Annotated in this window: 16 protein-coding genes; 11 read left to right on the top strand and 5 right to left on the bottom strand. The window is 72.0% G+C overall.

The annotated features are described in order from the left end of the window. Nucleotides 1-13: 13 nt before the first annotated feature. Nucleotides 14-745 (bottom strand): ZIP family metal transporter, encoded by a 732-nt coding sequence (locus OHO83_RS33360; RefSeq protein ID WP_330280167.1) that lies wholly within the window; start codon nucleotides 743-745, stop codon nucleotides 14-16. A 160-nt stretch (nucleotides 746-905) separates the two neighbouring features. On the opposite strand from OHO83_RS33360, the gene cobM reads away from it, so the two are divergent. From cobM to cobC, 5 genes are read left to right on the top strand one after another with little or no spacing between them, the layout of a single operon-like run. Continuing rightward, a complete protein-coding gene (gene cobM, locus OHO83_RS33355) occupies nucleotides 906-1733 on the top strand; it encodes a precorrin-4 C(11)-methyltransferase (RefSeq protein ID WP_266565728.1) in 828 nt (275 codons plus the stop codon). Further along, nucleotides 1730-3001 carry a precorrin-6y C5,15-methyltransferase (decarboxylating) subunit CbiE gene (gene cbiE / locus OHO83_RS33350; RefSeq protein ID WP_266669119.1) on the top strand — a complete coding sequence of 424 codons (1272 nt, stop codon included), beginning with the start codon at nucleotides 1730-1732 and terminating at the stop codon, nucleotides 2999-3001. Before cobM ends, cbiE begins: the two co-directional genes overlap by 4 nt. Next, entirely contained in the window at nucleotides 3002-4762 is a 1761-nt protein-coding gene (cobJ, locus tag OHO83_RS33345) for a precorrin-3B C(17)-methyltransferase (protein WP_266669121.1), read from the top strand. Beyond that, on the top strand, nucleotides 4759-5691 hold the full coding sequence (locus OHO83_RS33340; RefSeq protein ID WP_266669123.1) for a sirohydrochlorin chelatase: 933 nt from the start codon (nucleotides 4759-4761) through the stop codon (nucleotides 5689-5691). The genes cobJ and OHO83_RS33340 overlap by 4 nt, the downstream gene beginning before the upstream one ends. Beyond that, nucleotides 5681-6739 (top strand): Rv2231c family pyridoxal phosphate-dependent protein CobC, encoded by a 1059-nt coding sequence (gene cobC, locus OHO83_RS33335; protein WP_330280166.1) that lies wholly within the window; start codon nucleotides 5681-5683, stop codon nucleotides 6737-6739. Before OHO83_RS33340 ends, cobC begins: the two co-directional genes overlap by 11 nt. Before the next feature lie 75 nt (nucleotides 6740-6814). Here cobC and OHO83_RS33330 read toward each other — a convergent pair whose 3' ends face one another. Together OHO83_RS33330 and OHO83_RS33325 are read right to left on the bottom strand one after the other, a co-directional pair. Then, nucleotides 6815-7759: an SCO1860 family LAETG-anchored protein gene (locus OHO83_RS33330; RefSeq protein WP_330280165.1), complete on the bottom strand. Its 945-nt coding sequence runs from the start codon at nucleotides 7757-7759 to the stop codon at nucleotides 6815-6817. A 354-nt stretch (nucleotides 7760-8113) separates the two neighbouring features. Next, nucleotides 8114-9208: an amidohydrolase family protein gene (locus OHO83_RS33325; protein WP_329435753.1), complete on the bottom strand. Its 1095-nt coding sequence runs from the start codon at nucleotides 9206-9208 to the stop codon at nucleotides 8114-8116. A 110-nt stretch (nucleotides 9209-9318) separates the two neighbouring features. On the opposite strand from OHO83_RS33325, the gene OHO83_RS33320 reads away from it, so the two are divergent. The 5 genes from OHO83_RS33320 to thpD all read left to right on the top strand — a co-directional run bounded on the left by OHO83_RS33320 (nucleotide 9319) and on the right by thpD (nucleotide 14053). Beyond that, nucleotides 9319-10428: a pyridoxal-phosphate-dependent aminotransferase family protein gene (locus OHO83_RS33320; RefSeq protein WP_329437968.1), complete on the top strand. Its 1110-nt coding sequence runs from the start codon at nucleotides 9319-9321 to the stop codon at nucleotides 10426-10428. A 396-nt stretch (nucleotides 10429-10824) separates the two neighbouring features. Continuing rightward, nucleotides 10825-11319: a diaminobutyrate acetyltransferase gene (ectA, locus tag OHO83_RS33315; RefSeq protein ID WP_330280817.1), complete on the top strand. Its 495-nt coding sequence runs from the start codon at nucleotides 10825-10827 to the stop codon at nucleotides 11317-11319. 106 nt (nucleotides 11320-11425) lie between these two features. Beyond that, on the top strand, nucleotides 11426-12697 hold the full coding sequence (ectB, locus tag OHO83_RS33310; protein ID WP_266669135.1) for a diaminobutyrate--2-oxoglutarate transaminase: 1272 nt from the start codon (nucleotides 11426-11428) through the stop codon (nucleotides 12695-12697). 58 nt (nucleotides 12698-12755) lie between these two features. Next, a complete protein-coding gene (locus OHO83_RS33305; RefSeq protein ID WP_266669138.1) occupies nucleotides 12756-13154 on the top strand; it encodes an ectoine synthase in 399 nt (132 codons plus the stop codon). Nucleotides 13155-13159: 5 nt separating this feature from the next. Beyond that, nucleotides 13160-14053 carry an ectoine hydroxylase gene (gene thpD, locus OHO83_RS33300; protein ID WP_330280164.1) on the top strand — a complete coding sequence of 298 codons (894 nt, stop codon included), beginning with the start codon at nucleotides 13160-13162 and terminating at the stop codon, nucleotides 14051-14053. Between the two features lie 76 nt (nucleotides 14054-14129). Here the strand turns inward: thpD and OHO83_RS33295 are convergent, their stop codons facing one another. After that, nucleotides 14130-15197 carry an alkene reductase gene (locus OHO83_RS33295; protein WP_330280163.1) on the bottom strand — a complete coding sequence of 356 codons (1068 nt, stop codon included), beginning with the start codon at nucleotides 15195-15197 and terminating at the stop codon, nucleotides 14130-14132. Nucleotides 15198-15377: 180 nt separating this feature from the next. Between OHO83_RS33295 and OHO83_RS33290 the strand changes: the two genes are divergently transcribed. Further along, a complete protein-coding gene (locus OHO83_RS33290; protein ID WP_266669144.1) occupies nucleotides 15378-15878 on the top strand; it encodes a MarR family winged helix-turn-helix transcriptional regulator in 501 nt (166 codons plus the stop codon). Nucleotides 15879-15997: 119 nt separating this feature from the next. On the opposite strand, the gene OHO83_RS33285 is transcribed toward OHO83_RS33290, so the two are convergent. Beyond that, nucleotides 15998-17050, bottom strand: a complete 1053-nt coding sequence (locus OHO83_RS33285; protein ID WP_330280162.1) for an aminotransferase class V-fold PLP-dependent enzyme — start codon at nucleotides 17048-17050, stop codon at nucleotides 15998-16000. Nucleotides 17051-17153 lie beyond the last annotated feature (103 nt).

Raw genomic sequence — 17153 nt, 5'->3', positions numbered from 1 at the left:
GGCGGGACCGGCGCTACTCCCCCGCCGTGCCGATCACCAGCCACATCAGGGCGGCGCCCGCGATCGTGCACAGGAGCGTGGAGCGCGCCGGGTGGTGGTGGCCGGCCTCGGGCAGGATCTCCGCGGCCGCGATGTACAGCAGAACGCCACCGAAGAACCCGAGGTAGCAGGCGAGGGCCTGCGCCGGGATGGTGAACAGCAGCGTCGACGCGGCGCCCACCACCGGGGCGAGCGCGTCCGCGCCGACCATCGCGAGTGCCTTGCGACGGGCGTTCCCATAGGTGCGCGTGATCGTGTACGTGTTGAAGCCGTCGGCGAAGTCGTGCGTGATCACGGCGAGCGCGACGGTGTACCCCATGGTGCTGCTCACCTGGAACGAGGCGCCGATCGCGACGCCGTCCGCGACGCTGTGCCCGACCATCGCGGAGGCGGCGCCGAGGCCGACCTGGGGCACCTGCTCCGCACCCTCCTGCGCCCCGTGCGCGGCCTGGCGCATCGCGAGCAGCCGCTCGACGATGTGGGCGACGAGGAAGCCCGCGACGAACAGGAGCAGCGCGGCGGGCACGCCGTAGATCTCGTTGCCGGCGCCGTGCAGGGCTTCCGGGAGCAGGTCGAAACCGACCACGCCGAGCATCAGGCCGCCGGCGAATCCGAGCACCAAGTGGCGGCGGTCGGTGACGTGGTGGGCGGTCCAGCCGCCGACGAGTGTCATCACGAACGAGCCAAGGGCGACGAGGACGGCCATGGTCCCTTGCTAGCGGATCGGCACCGGCCACGCACGCCCGGGACCGGCTGAGCCGCACCTTCCGACCCGTCCGATACCGCTCCCGTACCTCCGTACGACCGAACCGCGTACGACCGATCTCCGATCGACCCCACGCTGCATCCCCGAGAGGACCCCAGTCATGCCCGAAGCAACCACCGGCAAGGTGACCTTCGTCGGTGCCGGGCCCGGCGCCGCCGATCTGCTCACGTTCCGCGCCGCGCGCGCCATCGCGGACGCCGATGTCGTCATCTGGGCGGCCAGCCTGGTGCAGGAGGAGGTCCTCGACCACGCGCGCGAGGGCGCGGAGATCCTGGACTCGGCGACGATGTCGCTGGAGGACGTCGTCGCCGTGTACGAGCGGGCGCACCGCGACGGTCTGCGGGTCGCGCGCATCCACTCCGGGGACCCGGCGCTGTGGGGCGGCACGCAGGAACAGGTCGACCGGTGCGCGCGGCTCGGCATCGCGACGGAGGTGATCCCGGGTGTCTCGTCGTTCTCGGCGGTGGCCGCGCTCGCGCAGCGCGAGCTGACGATCCCCGAGGTCGCGCAGTCCGTGATCCTGACGCGGCTCGGCGGCGGCAAGACGCCGATGCCTCCCGGCGAGGAAGTACGGGAGTTCGCGCGGCACGGCACGACGATGGCGCTGTTCCTTTCGGCGGCGCGCAGCGGCCAGTTGGTGCGTGAGCTTCTGGAGGGCGGCTACCCGACGTCGACGCCGGTCGTCGTCGCGTACCAGGCGACCTGGCCGGAGGAACTGATCGTGAAGTGCACGATCAGCACGCTGGAGGAGACCGTGAAGCAGCACAAGCTGTGGAAGCACACGCTGTTCCTGGTCGGCCCGGCGCTGGACGCGGAGGGCACGCGTTCGCACCTGTACCACCCGGGCCACTTCCACGGTTTCCGCAAGGCCGACCCCGAGGCGCGGGCGGCGCTGCGGGCCGGGAAATCGGCGCAGGCCCAGTCGTGATCACGGTCTTCGGTACGGGGACGGGGGCGCCGCTGTCCCCGGATCCGGCCCTGTCGTCCGCCGCCGTGGCCGTCGGCGGGCGGCGTCATCTCGACGCGGCCGAGGCGTTGCTGGCTCCCGGGGCGGAGCGGGTCGTGCTCGGGCCGCTGGCTCCGGCGCTGGACGCGGTCGAGCGGTACATCGAGAAGGGCCGGGACGTCGCGGTGCTGGCGTCCGGCGATCCCGGGTTCTTCGGGATCGTGCGGGCCCTCGCCGAGCGGTTCGGACCCGCGGCGCTCGACGTGCGGCCGGGGGTGTCGTCCGTGGCGACGGCGTTCGCGCGCGCCGGCCTTCCGTGGGACGACGCGGCGGTGGTGAGCGCGCACGGCCGTGACCTTCGGACCGCGGTCAACGTGTGCCGCGCGTACCCGAAGACCGCCGTGCTCACGGGTCCCGGCGCGGGCCCTGCCGAGCTGGGCGCCGAACTCACGCACTTCGGCGCCGACCGCGTCCTCGTCGTCGCGTCCCGTCTCGGCGACCCCGAGCACGAGAGTCTTGAGCGGGTCACGCCGTCGGAGGCCGCAGCCCGTGACTGGGGCGACGCGGTGAGCGTGATCCTCTGCCTGGACGAGAAGCGGGTGCTCGCACCGGTGCGCACCCTCGCCGGTCCCGGCCGCCCGCCGGCCCGATGGGCCCTGGACGAGAGCGAGTTCGCACACCGCGACTCGATGATCACCAAGTTCGAGGTGCGGGCGCTCGCGCTCGCGCGGCTCGGGCCGCGCCCGGGCGACCTGGTGTGGGACGTCGGGGCGGGGTCCGGCTCGGTCGCCGTGGAGTGCGCGCGGTTCGGCGCCGCCGCCGTGGCCGTCGAGAGGACCGTGGACGGCGTGGCCCGGATCCGGGACAACGCCGCCGCCCACGGTGTCGACGTACGCGTCGTGCACGGCGCGGCGCCCACCGTCCTGTCCGATCTCGCCGATCCCGACGCGGTGTTCATCGGCGGGGGCGGACGTGAGCTGACCGCGATCGTGACGGCGTGCGCGCGACGCACGCGGCGGTCCGTGGTGGTCTCGGTGGCGGCGGTGGACCGGGTGGGCGCGGTGCGGGACGCACTGGGCGCGGCCGGGTTCGTCAGCGACGGGGTGCTGCTGCAGTCGTCCCGGCTCGCGCCGCTGCCGGGCGACGTGTCGCGGCTCGCCGCGGCCAACCCGGTGTTCCTGGTGTGGGGCGTACGGCCCGATACGCAGGGCGCCACTTCCCTGGACTTCCTTGAGCGAAGGAGTAGTTGAGTGATCGGCCTGATTTCCGCCACGGCGGCTGGGGCGGTGGCCCGCGACCGGCTCGCGTCGGCGTGGCCGTCGCGTACGCGGGTGTACGAGGGTTCCGTGGGGGACGCCGTGCGGCGCGCGTTCACGGAGTGCGAGCAGGTGGTGTGCTTCCTGGCGACAGGGGCCGTGGTCCGGCTCGTCGCGCCGCTGCTGCGGGACAAGCACGTGGACCCGGGCGTGGTGTGCGTCGACGAGGCCGGGCGCTTCGCGGTGTCGCTGCTCGGGGGGCACGAGGGCGGGGCGAACGCGCTCGCGCGTGAGGTGGCCGTCGTTCTGGAGGCCGAGCCGGTGGTGACCACGGCGACGGACGCCGTGGGCGTGCCCGGGCTCGACACGCTCGGCCTGCCCGTGGAGGGCGACGTCGCCGGGGTCACCCGGGCGGTCCTCGACGGTGAACCGGTCGCTCTGCACGCCGAGTCGGCGTACCCGCTGCCCGCGCTTCCGGGGAATGTCGCTCCCGGCCGGGCGGCCGCGCACGCGATCCGCGTCAGCGACCGCGCCGTGGAGCCCGCCGACCGCGAGGTCGTCGTGCGGCCCCCGTCCCTCGTCGTGGGGGTCGGCGCCAGCAAGGGCGCGCCCGCGGACGAGGTGCTCGGGCTCGTGCGCGACGCCCTGCGGGACGCGGGGCTCTCGCCGCTGTCCGTTGCGCGGCTCGCGACCGTCGACGCCAAGGCCGGTGAGCCGGGTATCGTCGCGGCCGCCGAGCAGCTGGGCGTGCCCGTCGTGACGTACGGCGCCGAGACGCTCGCCGCCGTCGCCGTGCCGAACCCGTCCGACGCGCCGCTCGACGCCGTCGGCACGCCCTCCGTGGCGGAGGCCGCCGCGCTGGTCGCCGGCGGTGAACTCCTCGTACCGAAGCGGAAGTCGGTGCGCGCCGACGGGAAGCCCGCGATGGCGACGTGCGCCGTCGTGCGCACCGCGCCGCGTGGCCGGCTCGCCGTCGTCGGACTCGGCCCCGGCGCCCGTGACCTCGTGACTCCGCGCGCCCGCGACGAGCTGCGCGCCGCGTCCGTCCTCGTCGGTCTCGATCAGTACGTCGACCAGATCCGGGACCTGCTGCGGCCCGGCACGCGGATCCTGGAGTCCGGGCTCGGCGCCGAGGAGGAGCGGGCCCGCACGGCGGTCGCCGAGGCCCGCAAGGGGCAGGCCGTCGCCCTGATCGGCAGCGGGGACGCGGGCGTGTACGCGATGGCGTCGCCCGCGCTCGCCGAGGCGTCCGACGACATCGACGTGGTGGGCGTACCGGGCGTGACGGCCGCGCTCGCGGCGGCCGCGATCCTGGGCGCGCCGCTCGGCCACGACCATGTCTCGATCAGCCTGTCCGACCTGCACACTCCGTGGGAGGTCATCGAGCGCCGGGTGCGGGCCGCCGCGGAGGCGGACATCGTGGTCACCTTCTACAACCCGCGCAGCCGGGGCCGTGACTGGCAGCTGCCCAAGGCCCTCGGCATCCTCGCCGGGCACCGCGAGCCGGGTACGCCCGTGGGCGTGGTGCGCAACGCGTCCCGCGTCGACGAGTCGAGCCGGCTGACCACGCTCGGCGAACTCGACCCGGCCTGGGTCGACATGATGACCGTCGTGACCGTCGGCAACACGGCCACGCGGCGGATCGCGGGCCGCATGGTCACCCCGCGCGGCTACCGCTGGCAGCAGCCGGCCGCCACTGCCACTTCCGGCTCTTCCGACACCACCACCGGCACCACCCGTAAGGAGTCCTCGTGACCACCCCGCCCGCTCTGCTCATCGCCGGACACGGCACCCGCGACGAGGCCGGTGCCGAAGCCTTCCGCGACTTCGTCAGGGAGCTCGGCCGCCGCCGTCCCGACCTGCCCGTGGCGGGCGGCTTCATCGAGCTGTCGCCGCCGCCGCTCACGGAGGCGGTGGGCGAGCTCGTGGAGCGCGGGGTGCGCCGGTTCGCGGCGGTGCCGCTGATGCTGGTGTCGGCGGGGCACGCCAAGGGCGACATCCCGGCGGCGCTGGCCCGCGAGAAGGAGCGGCACCCGGGCATCTCGTACACGTACGGGCGTCCGCTGGGTCCGCACCCGTCGCTGCTCCAGGTGCTCGAGCGGCGTCTCGACGAGGCGCTGGGCGGCGGCGCGCGCACGCCGGCGGACCGGGCCGATGTGACGGTGCTGCTGGTGGGCCGAGGTTCGACGGACCCGGACGCCAACGCCGAGGTGCACAAGGCGGCGCGTCTGCTGTGGGAGGGCCGCGGTTACGCGGGCGTGGAGACGGCGTTCGTGTCGCTGGCCGCGCCGGACGTGCCGTCGGGCCTCGACCGGTGCGTGAAGCTCGGTGCGCGGCGCATCGTCGTTCTGCCGTACTTCCTGTTCACGGGGATCCTGCCGGACCGTGTGCGGCAGCAGACGGAGGGCTGGGCCTCGGCCCACCCGGACGTCGAGGTGCTCTCCGCCGACGTGATCGGCCCGGAGCCGGAGCTGATCGACCTGGTCATGGAGCGGTACGAGGAGGCCGTCCGCGGCGATCTGCGGATGAACTGCGACACCTGCGTGTACCGGATCGCGCTGCCGGGGTTCGAGGACAAGGTGGGGCTTCCGCAGCAGCCGCACTTCCACCCGGACGACGACGGCGACCACCACGGCCACGGGCACTCGCACGGTCACGGGCACTCCCACTCGCATGCGCACTGACGACGGTCACGATCTGCGCCACCACGGCGACGCGGAGGTCCGCGGCACGGGTGCGGACCTCACGGATCTCGCGGTGAACGTCCGCGCGGACACTCCCCCGGTGTGGCTGCGCGAGCACATCGCGGACTCGCTCGGCGGGCTCGCCGCGTATCCGGACGGGCGGGCGGCCCGCGAGGCGGTGGCCCGCCGGCACGGGCTTCCCGTGGAGCGAGTGCTGCTCACGGCGGGGGCGGCGGAGGCGTTCGTGCTGCTCGCCCGGGCCCTGAAGGTCCGTCACCCGGCGGTCGTGCACCCGCAGTTCACGGAGCCGGAGGCGGCACTGCGGGACGCGGGGCATGCCGTGGACCGGGTACTGCTGCGCGAGGAGGACGGTTTCCGGCTCGATCCGGCGGCCGTGCCCGAGGACGCGGATCTGGTGGTGATCGGCAATCCGACGAACCCGACGTCGGTCCTGCACCCGGCCGCGCTCATCGCTCAACTGGCCCGCCCTGGGCGGGTGTTGGTGGTGGACGAGGCGTTCATGGACGCGGTCCCCGGGGAGCGGGAGGCCCTCGCGGGCCGGAGCGACGTGCCGGGGCTCGTGGTGCTGCGCAGCCTGACGAAGACGTGGGGTCTTGCGGGGCTGCGGATCGGCTACGTGCTGGCGGAGCCGGACACCGTCGCGCAGCTGGAGCGGGCCCAGCCGCTGTGGCCGGTGTCCACGCCGGCGCTGGCCGCGGCCGAGGCGTGTGTGTCGCCGCGCGCCCTCGCGGAGGCGGCGCACGCGGCGCACCGGATCGCGGCCGACCGGGCCCATCTGGTGGCGGGGCTCGGGGAGTTCGCGGCGGAGGGCGTGTCGGTGGCGGGTCCCGCGGAGGGTCCGTTCGTACTGGTGCGGGCCCCTGGGGCGGCGGCGCTGCGCGCGCGGCTGCGGGAGCGGGGTTTCGCGGTGCGGCGCGGCGACACGTTCCCGGGTCTCGGCACGGACTGGCTGCGTCTCGCGGTGCGGGACAGGGCGACGACGGGCCGGTTCCTGCAGGCCCTCGACCAGGCGCTGACGAGCGCCTGACGGACACTTGCGGGTGGGCGGGAGTCCCCGACTCCCGCCCACCCGCTCCCCTCCGGTCCCCCTCGGGCGCTCGGGTCAGGAGCGCCCGCGCCGGGCGACGGCGACGGCTCCGCCTCCGGCGACCAGCAGCACGATGGCACCGCCCGCGATGTACGGCGTCATCGAGTTCCCCCCGGTCTCCGCGAGGTCCGCCTTGGCGGCGGGCTCGGCGGCGGGCTTGGCGATCGGCTCGGCGGCGCCGCCCTGCGGCTTCACGTCGTCGGCCGGCTTGGCGGGAGGCTTCTGCGCGGGCGCCGCCGTGGGCGTCTCGCAGGCCGCGCCGGCGAGGGTCACCGTGCCCTCCACCTCCCCCACGTTGAGCTTGAGCGGGTTGACGGACACCTTCAGTTCGAGCGCCGAGGCGGCAGCCGTACGGGATGTGGTGTGCGTCTTCGAGAGGTCGAGCCGGACCTCACCCACCCCCGGGACCTTCACCTCGGTGGTGCCGCCCGCCGAGAGGGTCACTTTCTTGCCGAGGACCGTGACGCCGCCCAGGACGTTCGACTCGGCGACGGGCCGCTTGCCCGTCTCGCAGACCGCCTTCGACGTGACCTGGCCGACCTCGATGAGCGAGAGGAGCGGCAGGCCCGGGATGTGGACCTTGGCGTGGGCGAGGTTGCTGTACCCCTCCGCCTTGTGGTCGTCGACGGTGGCCTTCGCCGTGGCCACGTCGGCCCGCAGGACGCTGAACGGACGCCCCCTGTTGACGCCGTCGAGCTTGACGGTGAGGGCGGTCTTGTCGGCACTGGCGGGGGCCTGCACCTCGTTGAGCGTGGCCGTGAGCGGGACGTTCACGGTCTTGTTGAGCAGGGAGACATTCAGGTCGGTGCGCAGGACTACGGCGCTCGACTTGCCGCCGTGGCCGCCCGTCGCGTGCGCGGTGCCCGCCGTGGCGAGCAGCGCCGGGGCGACTGCAAGGGCCGTGGCGGCGGCCGACGCGGCGAGGCGGCGGCCGGGCGTGCGGAAGGTGGTGCTGGGCATGCTGATGGGACCCCCACGAGAGAAATGGAGCCGTCGGTCCCGCCCTGTCATGGGGGACATCGCTGGGCGTGCGCCGTCGGCCTCGATGGAGGGAATCTTTACGCACCGAGAGTGAACGGGCGGCAACCTGACGTGAGTTCACTCCAAAGTGAGGTTTCCGAGCTGGTCTTCGAATCTTTGAGCTCGATTGTTCGCCTGTTCCTCTGTTTTCCCTCTGCTGCCCCTCTGCTGTCACCCGGCTGACCGGTACGTGTCGAACGCGCCGGCCGGCCGCGCGGGCACGCACGGTGGTGTGCAACGAGCGGACGGACCGCGGCGTCACGTTCCGTCAACCCGCGTCCCCTCGTGGCCGGTTCAGCCCACGATGCGGCCGCGCAGCACCACACGCCGGGGCGAGGCCAGCACCCGTACGTCGGCGCGGGGGTCCGACTCGTAGACCACGAGGTCGGCCGAGGCGCCTTCCTCCAGGCCGGGGCGGCCGAGCCAGGCGCGGGCGCCCCACGCCGTCGCGGAGAGCGCGTCCACGGCCGGGAGTCCGGCCTTGAGCAGTTCGGCGACCTCCCCGGCGACCAGTCCGTGCGCGAGCGAGCCGCCGGCGTCGGTGCCGACGTAGACCGGCACCCCCGCGTCGTACGCCGCTCGCACGGTGTCGTAGCGGCGCTCGTACAGACGGTTCAGATGGGCGGACCAGCGGGGGAACTTGCTCTCGCCGGCCGCGGCGATCTGCGGGAACGTGGCGATGTTGACGAGGGTCGGGACGATCGCGACGCCGCGCTCGGCGAACAGCGGGATGGTGTCCTCGGTGAGGCCCGTCGCGTGCTCGATGCAGTCGATGCCCGCCTCGACGAGGTCGCGCAGCGAGTCCTCGGCGAAGCAGTGGGCGGTGACGCGGGCGCCGAGCCGGTGCGCCTGCGCGATGGCGGCCTCGACCTCCTCGCGGGGCCAGCACGCGGTCAGGTCGCCCGCGTCCCGGTCGATCCAGTCGCCGACCAGCTTCACCCAGCCGTCGCCGCGCCGCGCCTCCTGGGCCACATAGGCGACCAGCTCGGGCGGCTCGATCTCGTGCGCGTAGTTGCGGATGTAGCGGCGGGTGCGGGCGATGTGCCGCCCGGCCCGGATGATCCTGGGCAGGTCCTCGCGGTCGTCGATCCAGCGGGTGTCCGAGGGGGAGCCCGCGTCGCGGATCAGGAGCGTGCCGGCCTCGCGGTCGGTGAGGGCCTGCTTCTCGGCGACGTCGGCCGGCACCGGGCCGTGCGTGTCCAGGCCGACGTGGCAGTGCGCGTCGACGAGTCCGGGCATGGCCCACCCGTCGACGGTGGTGATGTCGAGGCCGGGCCCGGCCGGCCGGTCGTACGTCACCCGTCCGCCGACGACCCACAGCTCGTCCCGGACGTCGTCGGGACCGACGAGGACCCGCCCCTTCACGTGCAGCACCGTGCGCTCACTCATGTCGGAAGCCTATGAGGCCGGTGGGTACGCTCGGAACGGCAGCCCGCCGTACGAACTCGTGAACGAAGATCACGGGCGACGTGAGCGAAGAGAGCGAAGAGAGCACGATCGTGACCCACCCTTTTCTTGACCTGGCCCCCCTGAGCGCCGAGCACTTCGCCTCCATCGAGCGGCGCGTGGCCGGGCTGCTCGACACCTCGCAGGACGTCGTGATCATGCAGGGCGAGGCGCTGCTGCCCCTCGAGGGCGCGATCCGCGGCACCGCCCGACCCGGCACCGTGGCCCTGAACATCGTCACGGGCCCCTACGGCCAGACCTTCGGCGACTGGCTGCGGGACAGCGGGGCGACGGTGCACGACCTGGCGGTCCCCTTCCACACCGCCGTGACGGCCGAGCAGGTGCGCGACGCGCTCGCCGAGCACCCCGGGACCGACTTCGTCTCGCTCGTGCACGCGGAGGCCGCGACGGGCAACACGAACCCGGTCGCCGAGATCGGCGAGGTGGTGCGGGAGCACGGCGCGCTCTTCTACCTGGACGCAGTGGCCTCGATCGCCGCCGAGCCGGTCCTTCCCGACGCCTGGGGCGTGGACCTGTGCGTGATCGGCGCGCAGAAGGCCATGGGCGGCCCGGCGGGCGTCTCCGCGGTGTCCGTCAGCGCGCGGGCGTGGGAGCGGATGGAGTCCAACCCGCAGGCGCCGCGGCACTCCTACCTGTCGCTGCTCGACTGGAAGCACCGCTGGATCGACGGCGGGCGCAAGGCGCTGCTGCACGCGCCGGCTCAGCTGGAGATGCTCGCCCTGGAGGCGTGCGTCGAGCGCATCGAGGCGGAGGGCCTCGACGCCCTGATGGCCCGTCACGCCGGTGCGGCCGCGGCCACGCGGGCGGGCGCGCTCGCGCTGGGCGGCGGTATCGAGCCGTACGTGTACGAGGCACGGGACGCGGCGCCGGTGGCGACGACGCTGCGCGCCCCGGCGGGTATCGACGCCTCGGAGCTGGTCGCGCGGGCGCTGGCGGTGGACCCGGTGCTGCCGCTGGTGGCCGGGGGCGGGGCGCTCGCCAAGGAGATGATCCGCGTCAACCACTACGGCCCGCAGGCCACCCGAGGCGTCGTGCAGTCCTCGCTCGCGGCCCTCGGCGGTGCGCTCGCCGAGATGGAGGGGTCCGGCGCGCCGGTGGACCTGGAGGGCGCGCGCAGGGCCGTCGCCGGGGCCTGGGTGTAGCTCCTGTAGTCCCGCGACTTCACAAAGTGAGGCGCCGCCCCCTTCAATGGGAGTGGCGCCTTCTTTTATTTTCCGAGTCAATTCTCGCGCTTTTCTCAGCACAGCTTCCCATATTCTTCTGCCCGCTTTCCGGGGACGTAAACACCAAGATTTCAACAACGGGAAACGGCGTAATCCGGACGCATGTCGCGCAGATTTCGAGCTTGTGACGCACTCCACACCGAGGGTGATTTGCGCACTTCATCCCGGTCAACTCGACACATATCACCCAGATTTTGCGTGCGCGCCCCCGCCTGCGCGATACCACAGAAGCAGCGTTTACGTAACCCCTGCCCGCGATGCATTTCCAGAACTTGCTCGGTAAATTGAATTCACATGACCGCGCAATTCCTGGAAATGCCCGAGAGCTTGCGGATCGACCGGCCCGAGGTGGCCGACGGAGCCGCAATCTGGCGTATCGCCCGCGACTCGAAGGTGCTCGACCTCAACTCCTCGTACAGCTACCTGCTGTGGTGCCGGGACTTCGCCGCCACGTCCGTCGTGGCGCGGGACTCCGCCGGCTCCGTCGCCGGGTTCATCACCGGGTACATCCGGCCCGACGACCCACGCACCCTCGTGGTGTGGCAGGTGGCCGTCGACCACGCGCACCGGGGGCGCGGTCTGGCCGGGGCACTGCTCGACGGGCTCTGGGCGAAGGTCGCCGCCGACCGGGCGACGACCGTGCTCGAGACGACGATCTCGCCCGACAACACGGCCTCGCAGCGCCTGTTCGCCTCGTTCGCGCGCCGCAACGGCGCACAGGTCGCGCAGACGGTGCTGTTCGACGCGGGCCTCTTCCCGGACGACGGGCACGAGCCCGAGGTGCTCCACCGCATCGGGCCGATCGTCTGACCCACGACCGGTCCCCCCTCACTTCTCTGCAGCGCAAGACCGCAGACCGCACCACCGCTCGACCTCTTCCACGCCACCCCCACCCCCATCTCCCAGGAGATTCGCTGTGACCATCACCCAGCCGGACCTGAGCGTCTTCGAGACCCTTGAGTCGGAGGTGCGCAGCTACTGCCGCGGTTGGCCCACCGTCTTCGACCGGGCGCAGGGCAGCCGCATGTTCGACGAGGACGGCCACGAGTACCTCGACTTCTTCGCAGGCGCGGGATCGCTCAACTACGGGCACAACAACCCGGTCCTCAAACGCGCTCTGATCGACTACCTGGAGCGGGACGGCGTCACGCACGGGCTCGACATGTCGACGACGGCGAAGCGCGCCTTCCTGGAGTCGTTCCAGAACATCATCCTGCGCCCGCGTGACCTGCCGTACAAGGTCATGTTCCCCGGCCCGACGGGCACCAACGCCGTCGAGTCGGCGCTGAAGCTGGCCCGCAAGGTCAAGGGCCGCGAGTCGATCGTGTCGTTCACGAACGCCTTCCACGGCATGTCGCTCGGCTCCCTCGCGGTGACCGGCAACGCCTTCAAGCGCGCGGGCGCCGGCATACCGCTGGTGCACGGCACCCCGATGCCGTTCGACAACTACCTCGACGGGCAGACGCCGGACTTCATCTGGTTCGAGCGCCTCCTGGAGGACTCCGGCTCGGGCCTGAACACGCCCGCCGCCGTGATCGTGGAGACCGTGCAGGGCGAGGGCGGCATCAACGTCGCCCGCTCGGAGTGGCTGCGCAAGCTGGCCGATGTCTGCGAGCGCTGGGACATGCTCCTGATCGTCGACGACATCCAGATGGGCTGCGGCCGCACCGGTGCGTTCTTCTCCTTCGAGGAGGCGGGCATCACCCCGGACATCGTGACCGTTTCGAAGTCCATCAGCGGGTACGGGCTCCCCATGTCCCTGTGCCTGTTCAAGCCGGAACTCGACGTCTGGGAGCCGGGCGAGCACAACGGCACGTTCCGCGGCAACAACCCCGCGTTCGTGACGGCCGCCGCCGCCCTGGAGACGTACTGGACCGACGGCCCCGCCATGGAGAAGCAGACGCTCGCCCGCGGCCAGCAGATCGACGAGGCCCTCGGCGCGCTCCGCGACGAGTTTCGCGACGACACCGTCGAGTACCGCGGACGCGGCCTGGTGTGGGGCCTGGAATTCCGCGACAAGGACCGGGCGAACAAGGTCGCCAAGCGCGCCTTCGAGCTCGGTCTGCTCATCGAGACCTCCGGCCCCGAGAGCGAGGTCGTCAAGCTGCTTCCGGCGCTGACGATCACGCCCGAGGAGCTGGAAGAGGGACTGCGCACGCTCACCCGGGCGGTGCGCGAGACCGCCTGATTTCCGCTCAAGCGGGAAGGCACCCCCTCACCACGTAGAACAGAAAGGCAGCAACACCGTGATCGTCCGTTCGTTCAAGGAGATCGAGAACACCGACCGGCACGTGAAGTCGGCGACCGGCACCTGGGAGAGCAAGCGCATCGTCCTTGCCAAGGAGAAGGTCGGCTTCTCACTGCACGAGACGATCCTCTACGCGGGCACGGAGACCGACATGTGGTACGCCAACCACATCGAGGCCGTGCTGTGCGTCGAGGGCGAGGCCGAGCTCACCAACAGGGAGACCGGCGAGAAGCACTGGATCGAGCCGGGCACGATGTACCTCCTGAACGGCCATGAGCGCCACACCCTGCGTCCCAAGACCGACTTCCGCTGCGTGTGCGTGTTCAATCCTCCCGTGACCGGACGGGAGGACCACGACGAGAACGGCGTCTACCCGCTGCTGACCGAGGAGGCCTGATCCCCATGAGCACGGTGACACGTACCGACCTCTACCCGACCCGTGGTGTCGCCGAAGTGGCGACGCCCCGCGTCGACCCCGTCGTCTGGTCGCCGCCGGGCGCGCGCGGTCCGATCCGCGAGTCGGACCTCGCGGGCTTCGAGCGGGACGGCTTCCTCGCGATCGAGGAGCTGATCGGTCCGGACGAGATCGGCACGTACCAGGCCGAGTTGAACCGGCTGATCACGGATCCGGCGATCAAGGCCGACGAGCGTTCCATCGTCGAGCCCACGTCGCAGGACGTGCGGTCCGTCTTCGAGGTCCACAGGATCAGCGAGGTGTTCGCGAACCTGGTGCACGACGAGCGGGTCGTGGGCCGGGCACGGCAGATCCTCGGCTCGGACGTGTACGTCCACCAGTCGCGGATCAACGTGAAGCCGGGCTTCGGGGCGAGCGGCTTCTACTGGCACTCGGACTTCGAGACCTGGCACGCGGAGGACGGCCTGCCGAACATGCGGACCGTGTCCGTCTCGATCGCGCTGACCGAGAACTACGACACCAACGGCGGCTTGATGATCATGCCGGGGTCGCACAAGACGTTCCTGGGCTGCGCGGGCGAGACGCCGCGGGACAACTACAAGAAGTCCCTCCAGATGCAGGACGCGGGCACGCCGTCGGACGAGGCGCTGACCAAGTTCGCCGACCTGCACGGCATCCGCCTGTTCACGGGCAGCGCGGGCTCGGCGACGTGGTTCGACTGCAACGCCATGCACGGCTCCGGGGACAACATCACCCCGTACCCGCGCTCGAACGTCTTCATCGTGTTCAACAGCGTGGAGAACGCCGCGGTGGATCCGTTCGCGGCTCCGGTGCGGCGGCCCGAGTTCATCGGCGCACGGGACTTCACTCCGGTGAAGTGACCTTCGTACACGCGCAGTCGGGGCGGCTTCCGGTCGGGAGCCGCCCCGACTCGCGTATCCGGAGGCGGTCAGGCGGTCAGGCGGTCAGCGCCGGGTAGTCCGTGTAGCCCTTCGCGTCGCCGCCGAAGAACGTGGCCGGGTCCGGGGTGTTGTACGGGCCCTGCGTCTTCAGACGGGCAGGAAGGTCGGGGTTGGCGAGGAACAGCGCCCCGAACGTGATGATGTCGGCGATGCCGTCCTCGATCACGGAGAGGTCGCCGTGCCCGGTGGGCCCGTCGCTGCGGACGTTGATGACGAAGGTGCCCGAGAACTGCTTGCGCAGCGCCAGCGTCAGCTCGCGGATGTCGGAGTTCTCGAGGACGTGCAGGTAGGAGATGCCGAGCGGCTCGATCTCCTTGACCAGCGCGGTGTACACCGGCTCCGGGTCGCTCTCCTCGATGGAGTTGTACGGGTTCCCGGGCGAGATCCGCAGCCCGGTCCGCTCGGCACCGATCTCGGCGACGACGGCCTTGACGACCTCGACGGCGAAACGGATGCGGTTCTCCACGCTGCCGCCCCACTCGTCGTCACGCAGATTGGTGTTGGGCGCGAGGAACTGGTGGATGAGGTAGCCGTTGGCGCCGTGCAGCTCGACGCCGTCGAAGCCGGCCTCGATCGCGTTGCGGGCGGCGGTGGCGTAGTCGGCGACGGTGGCGCGGATCTCGTCGCCGGTCAGTGCCCGCGGCGTGGTGAAGTCCTTCATGCCCTCGTGCGTGAAGCCCTGGCCCGCCGGGGCGACCGGGGACGGGGCGACCGGGCTCTGACCCTCGGGCAGCAGCACCGGGTGGCTGATCCGGCCCGCGTGCATGATCTGCGCGTAGATCGTGCCGCCCTTGGCGTGCACGGCGTCGGTGACCTTACGCCAGGAGGCGATCTGCTCGTCGCTGTGCAGGCCCGGGGTCCATGCGTACCCCTGCCCGACGGCGGACGGCTGGATGCCCTCGGTGATGATCAGGCCGGCCGAGGCGCGCTGCGCGTAGTACTCGGCGGTCAGGTCGGTCGCGGTGCCGCCCTCGCCGGCCCGGCTGCGGGTCATCGGGGCCATGGCGATGCGGTTGGCGAGCTGGACGCCGGAGAGGTCGATCGGGTCGAAAGCGGTGGTCATGGCTACTCCATCCAAGGGCAGGCAAGGCAGTGCCGACAAATATGTGGTCGGCCAAGTAATCGAGCCGTGTGCCACTGTAACCCATTCATTGGCCGACCAAGGTAATCTCTGTGTGAAGAGACCGAACCCCCGTGGAGAGACCGGACTCCACGGCGAGGCCGGAACCGATCAGGAGTCGCCATGACGGACGAGCCACCTTGTAGTGAGCACCTGCCCGAGGCCGCCCGCTGCGGTCCCGTCAGCCATGCGCTCTCCCGCGTGGCGCGGCTGCACCGGATCACCGCGGGCAAGCTGCTGCGCGGGCTGGGCCTCTATCCGGGGCAGGAGTTCCTGATGATGCACCTGTGGGACAAGGGACCCGTGCGTCAGTCGGAGCTCATCAAGGCGGTCGACCTGGACCCGTCCACGGTGACGAAGATGCTCCAGCGGCTCGAACAGGCCGGCCATGTACGCCGGTGCCCCGATCCGCGCGACCGGCGGGCCGTGCTCGTGGAGACCACGGACGCCAGCTGCGGCCTGCTCGGCGACGTGCAGCACAAGTGGGGCGACCTGGAGGACCACACGCTGCGCGGCCTCGACGAGGAGGAACGGACCGAACTCCTGCGACTGCTGGCCAAGGTCGAGGCGAACCTGTGCACCGACCCGGCGAGCTGCCCGGAGGCGGGCCCGGTCGACGAGTGAGCTCACCGCAGCGGGCGGGCCCGCCCCGGCCCCCGCTGCGGGGGGGGCGGCGGGGGCCGGAACGGACCCACGGGCAGAGCGGCTCAGTCTGAATCTCTCAAGCGCTCGGCCCGAACGGCTCAGCCGCCGAGCGCCTCAAGGAGCCGGTCGACGTCGGACTCCGTGTTGTACAGGTGGAACGCCGCCCGCAGATTGCCCGCGCGGTCGGAGACCTCGATGCCGGCCCGGCTCAGTTCCGGCTGCCGTACGCCGAGCCCCGGGACGGAGACCACGGGCGAGCCGGGCGCGGGCACGGGGGCGTGGCCGAGCGTGGCGAGGCCCGCGCGGAAGCGGTCGGCCAGGGCGAGGTCATGCGCGCGGATCACGTCGACGCCGAGTTCCTCGACGAGCGCCAGGGAGTGCCGCGCGCCCGCGTACGAGAACAGGCTGGGGCTCTCGTCGAACCGCCGTGCGGAGTGCGCGAGTTCCTCCACGGGTCCGTAGCAGCTGTCCCACGGGCGCTCGCCCGCGACCCAGCCCGCGAAGATCGCGCCGAGTGAGCCCAGGTCCTCGGGAACGACGAAGAAGGTCACGCCGCGCGGGCACAGGAGCCACTTGAAGGCGACGGCGGACGTGTAGTCCTGTGCGTCCGCGTCGACGGGCAGCCAGCCGGCCGCCTGGGAGCAGTCGATGTAGGTGCGGGCGCCGTGGGCGCGGGCCGCCTCGCGGATCGCGGGCAGCTCGGCGACGCGTCCGTCGGCGGACTGGGCCGCGCTGACGGCGACCAGCGCCGTGCCGGGGCGCACCGCGTCGGCGACCCCTTCCAGGGGCGCGGTGCGGACCTTGAGGTCGCCGCGTACGTGGAAGGGGTTCACGGTGGAGCTGAAGTCGTCCTGCGCGGTGAGGACCTCGGCGCCCGACGGCAGCGAGGCGGCGATGAGTCCGGTGTAGACGGCGACCGAGGCGCCGGCCGCCACCCGGTCGGCGGGTACGCCGGCGATCCGGGCGAACGCGGCGCGGGCCGCCTCGACGTCCGCGAACATGTCGGCGGGCCGGCCGGCCGCGACGGAGGCGACCGCGTCGCTCATGGCCGCCACCGCGCGGGACGGGAGCAGCCCGGTGCTCGCGGTGTTCAGATAGGTGGTGACGGGTGCGAACTCGGCGCGCACGAGCGCGTGATCGAGAGTCTCCATGAGTCCACTGTGCCGCCTCGCCAACTATCGGTCCATTGCGAGTTGTTGAGCAGTATCCCTAAGCGTCTCTTATAAGAGCTGCTCCCGGCGCTGAGTGCTGCTC

Source organism: Streptomyces sp. NBC_00569 (genome assembly GCF_036345255.1).
Taxonomy (GTDB): Bacteria; Actinomycetota; Actinomycetes; order Streptomycetales; family Streptomycetaceae; genus Streptomyces.
Note: the sequence above shows the minus strand (reverse complement) of the source record. Positions and strands in the feature narration are given on the sequence as shown.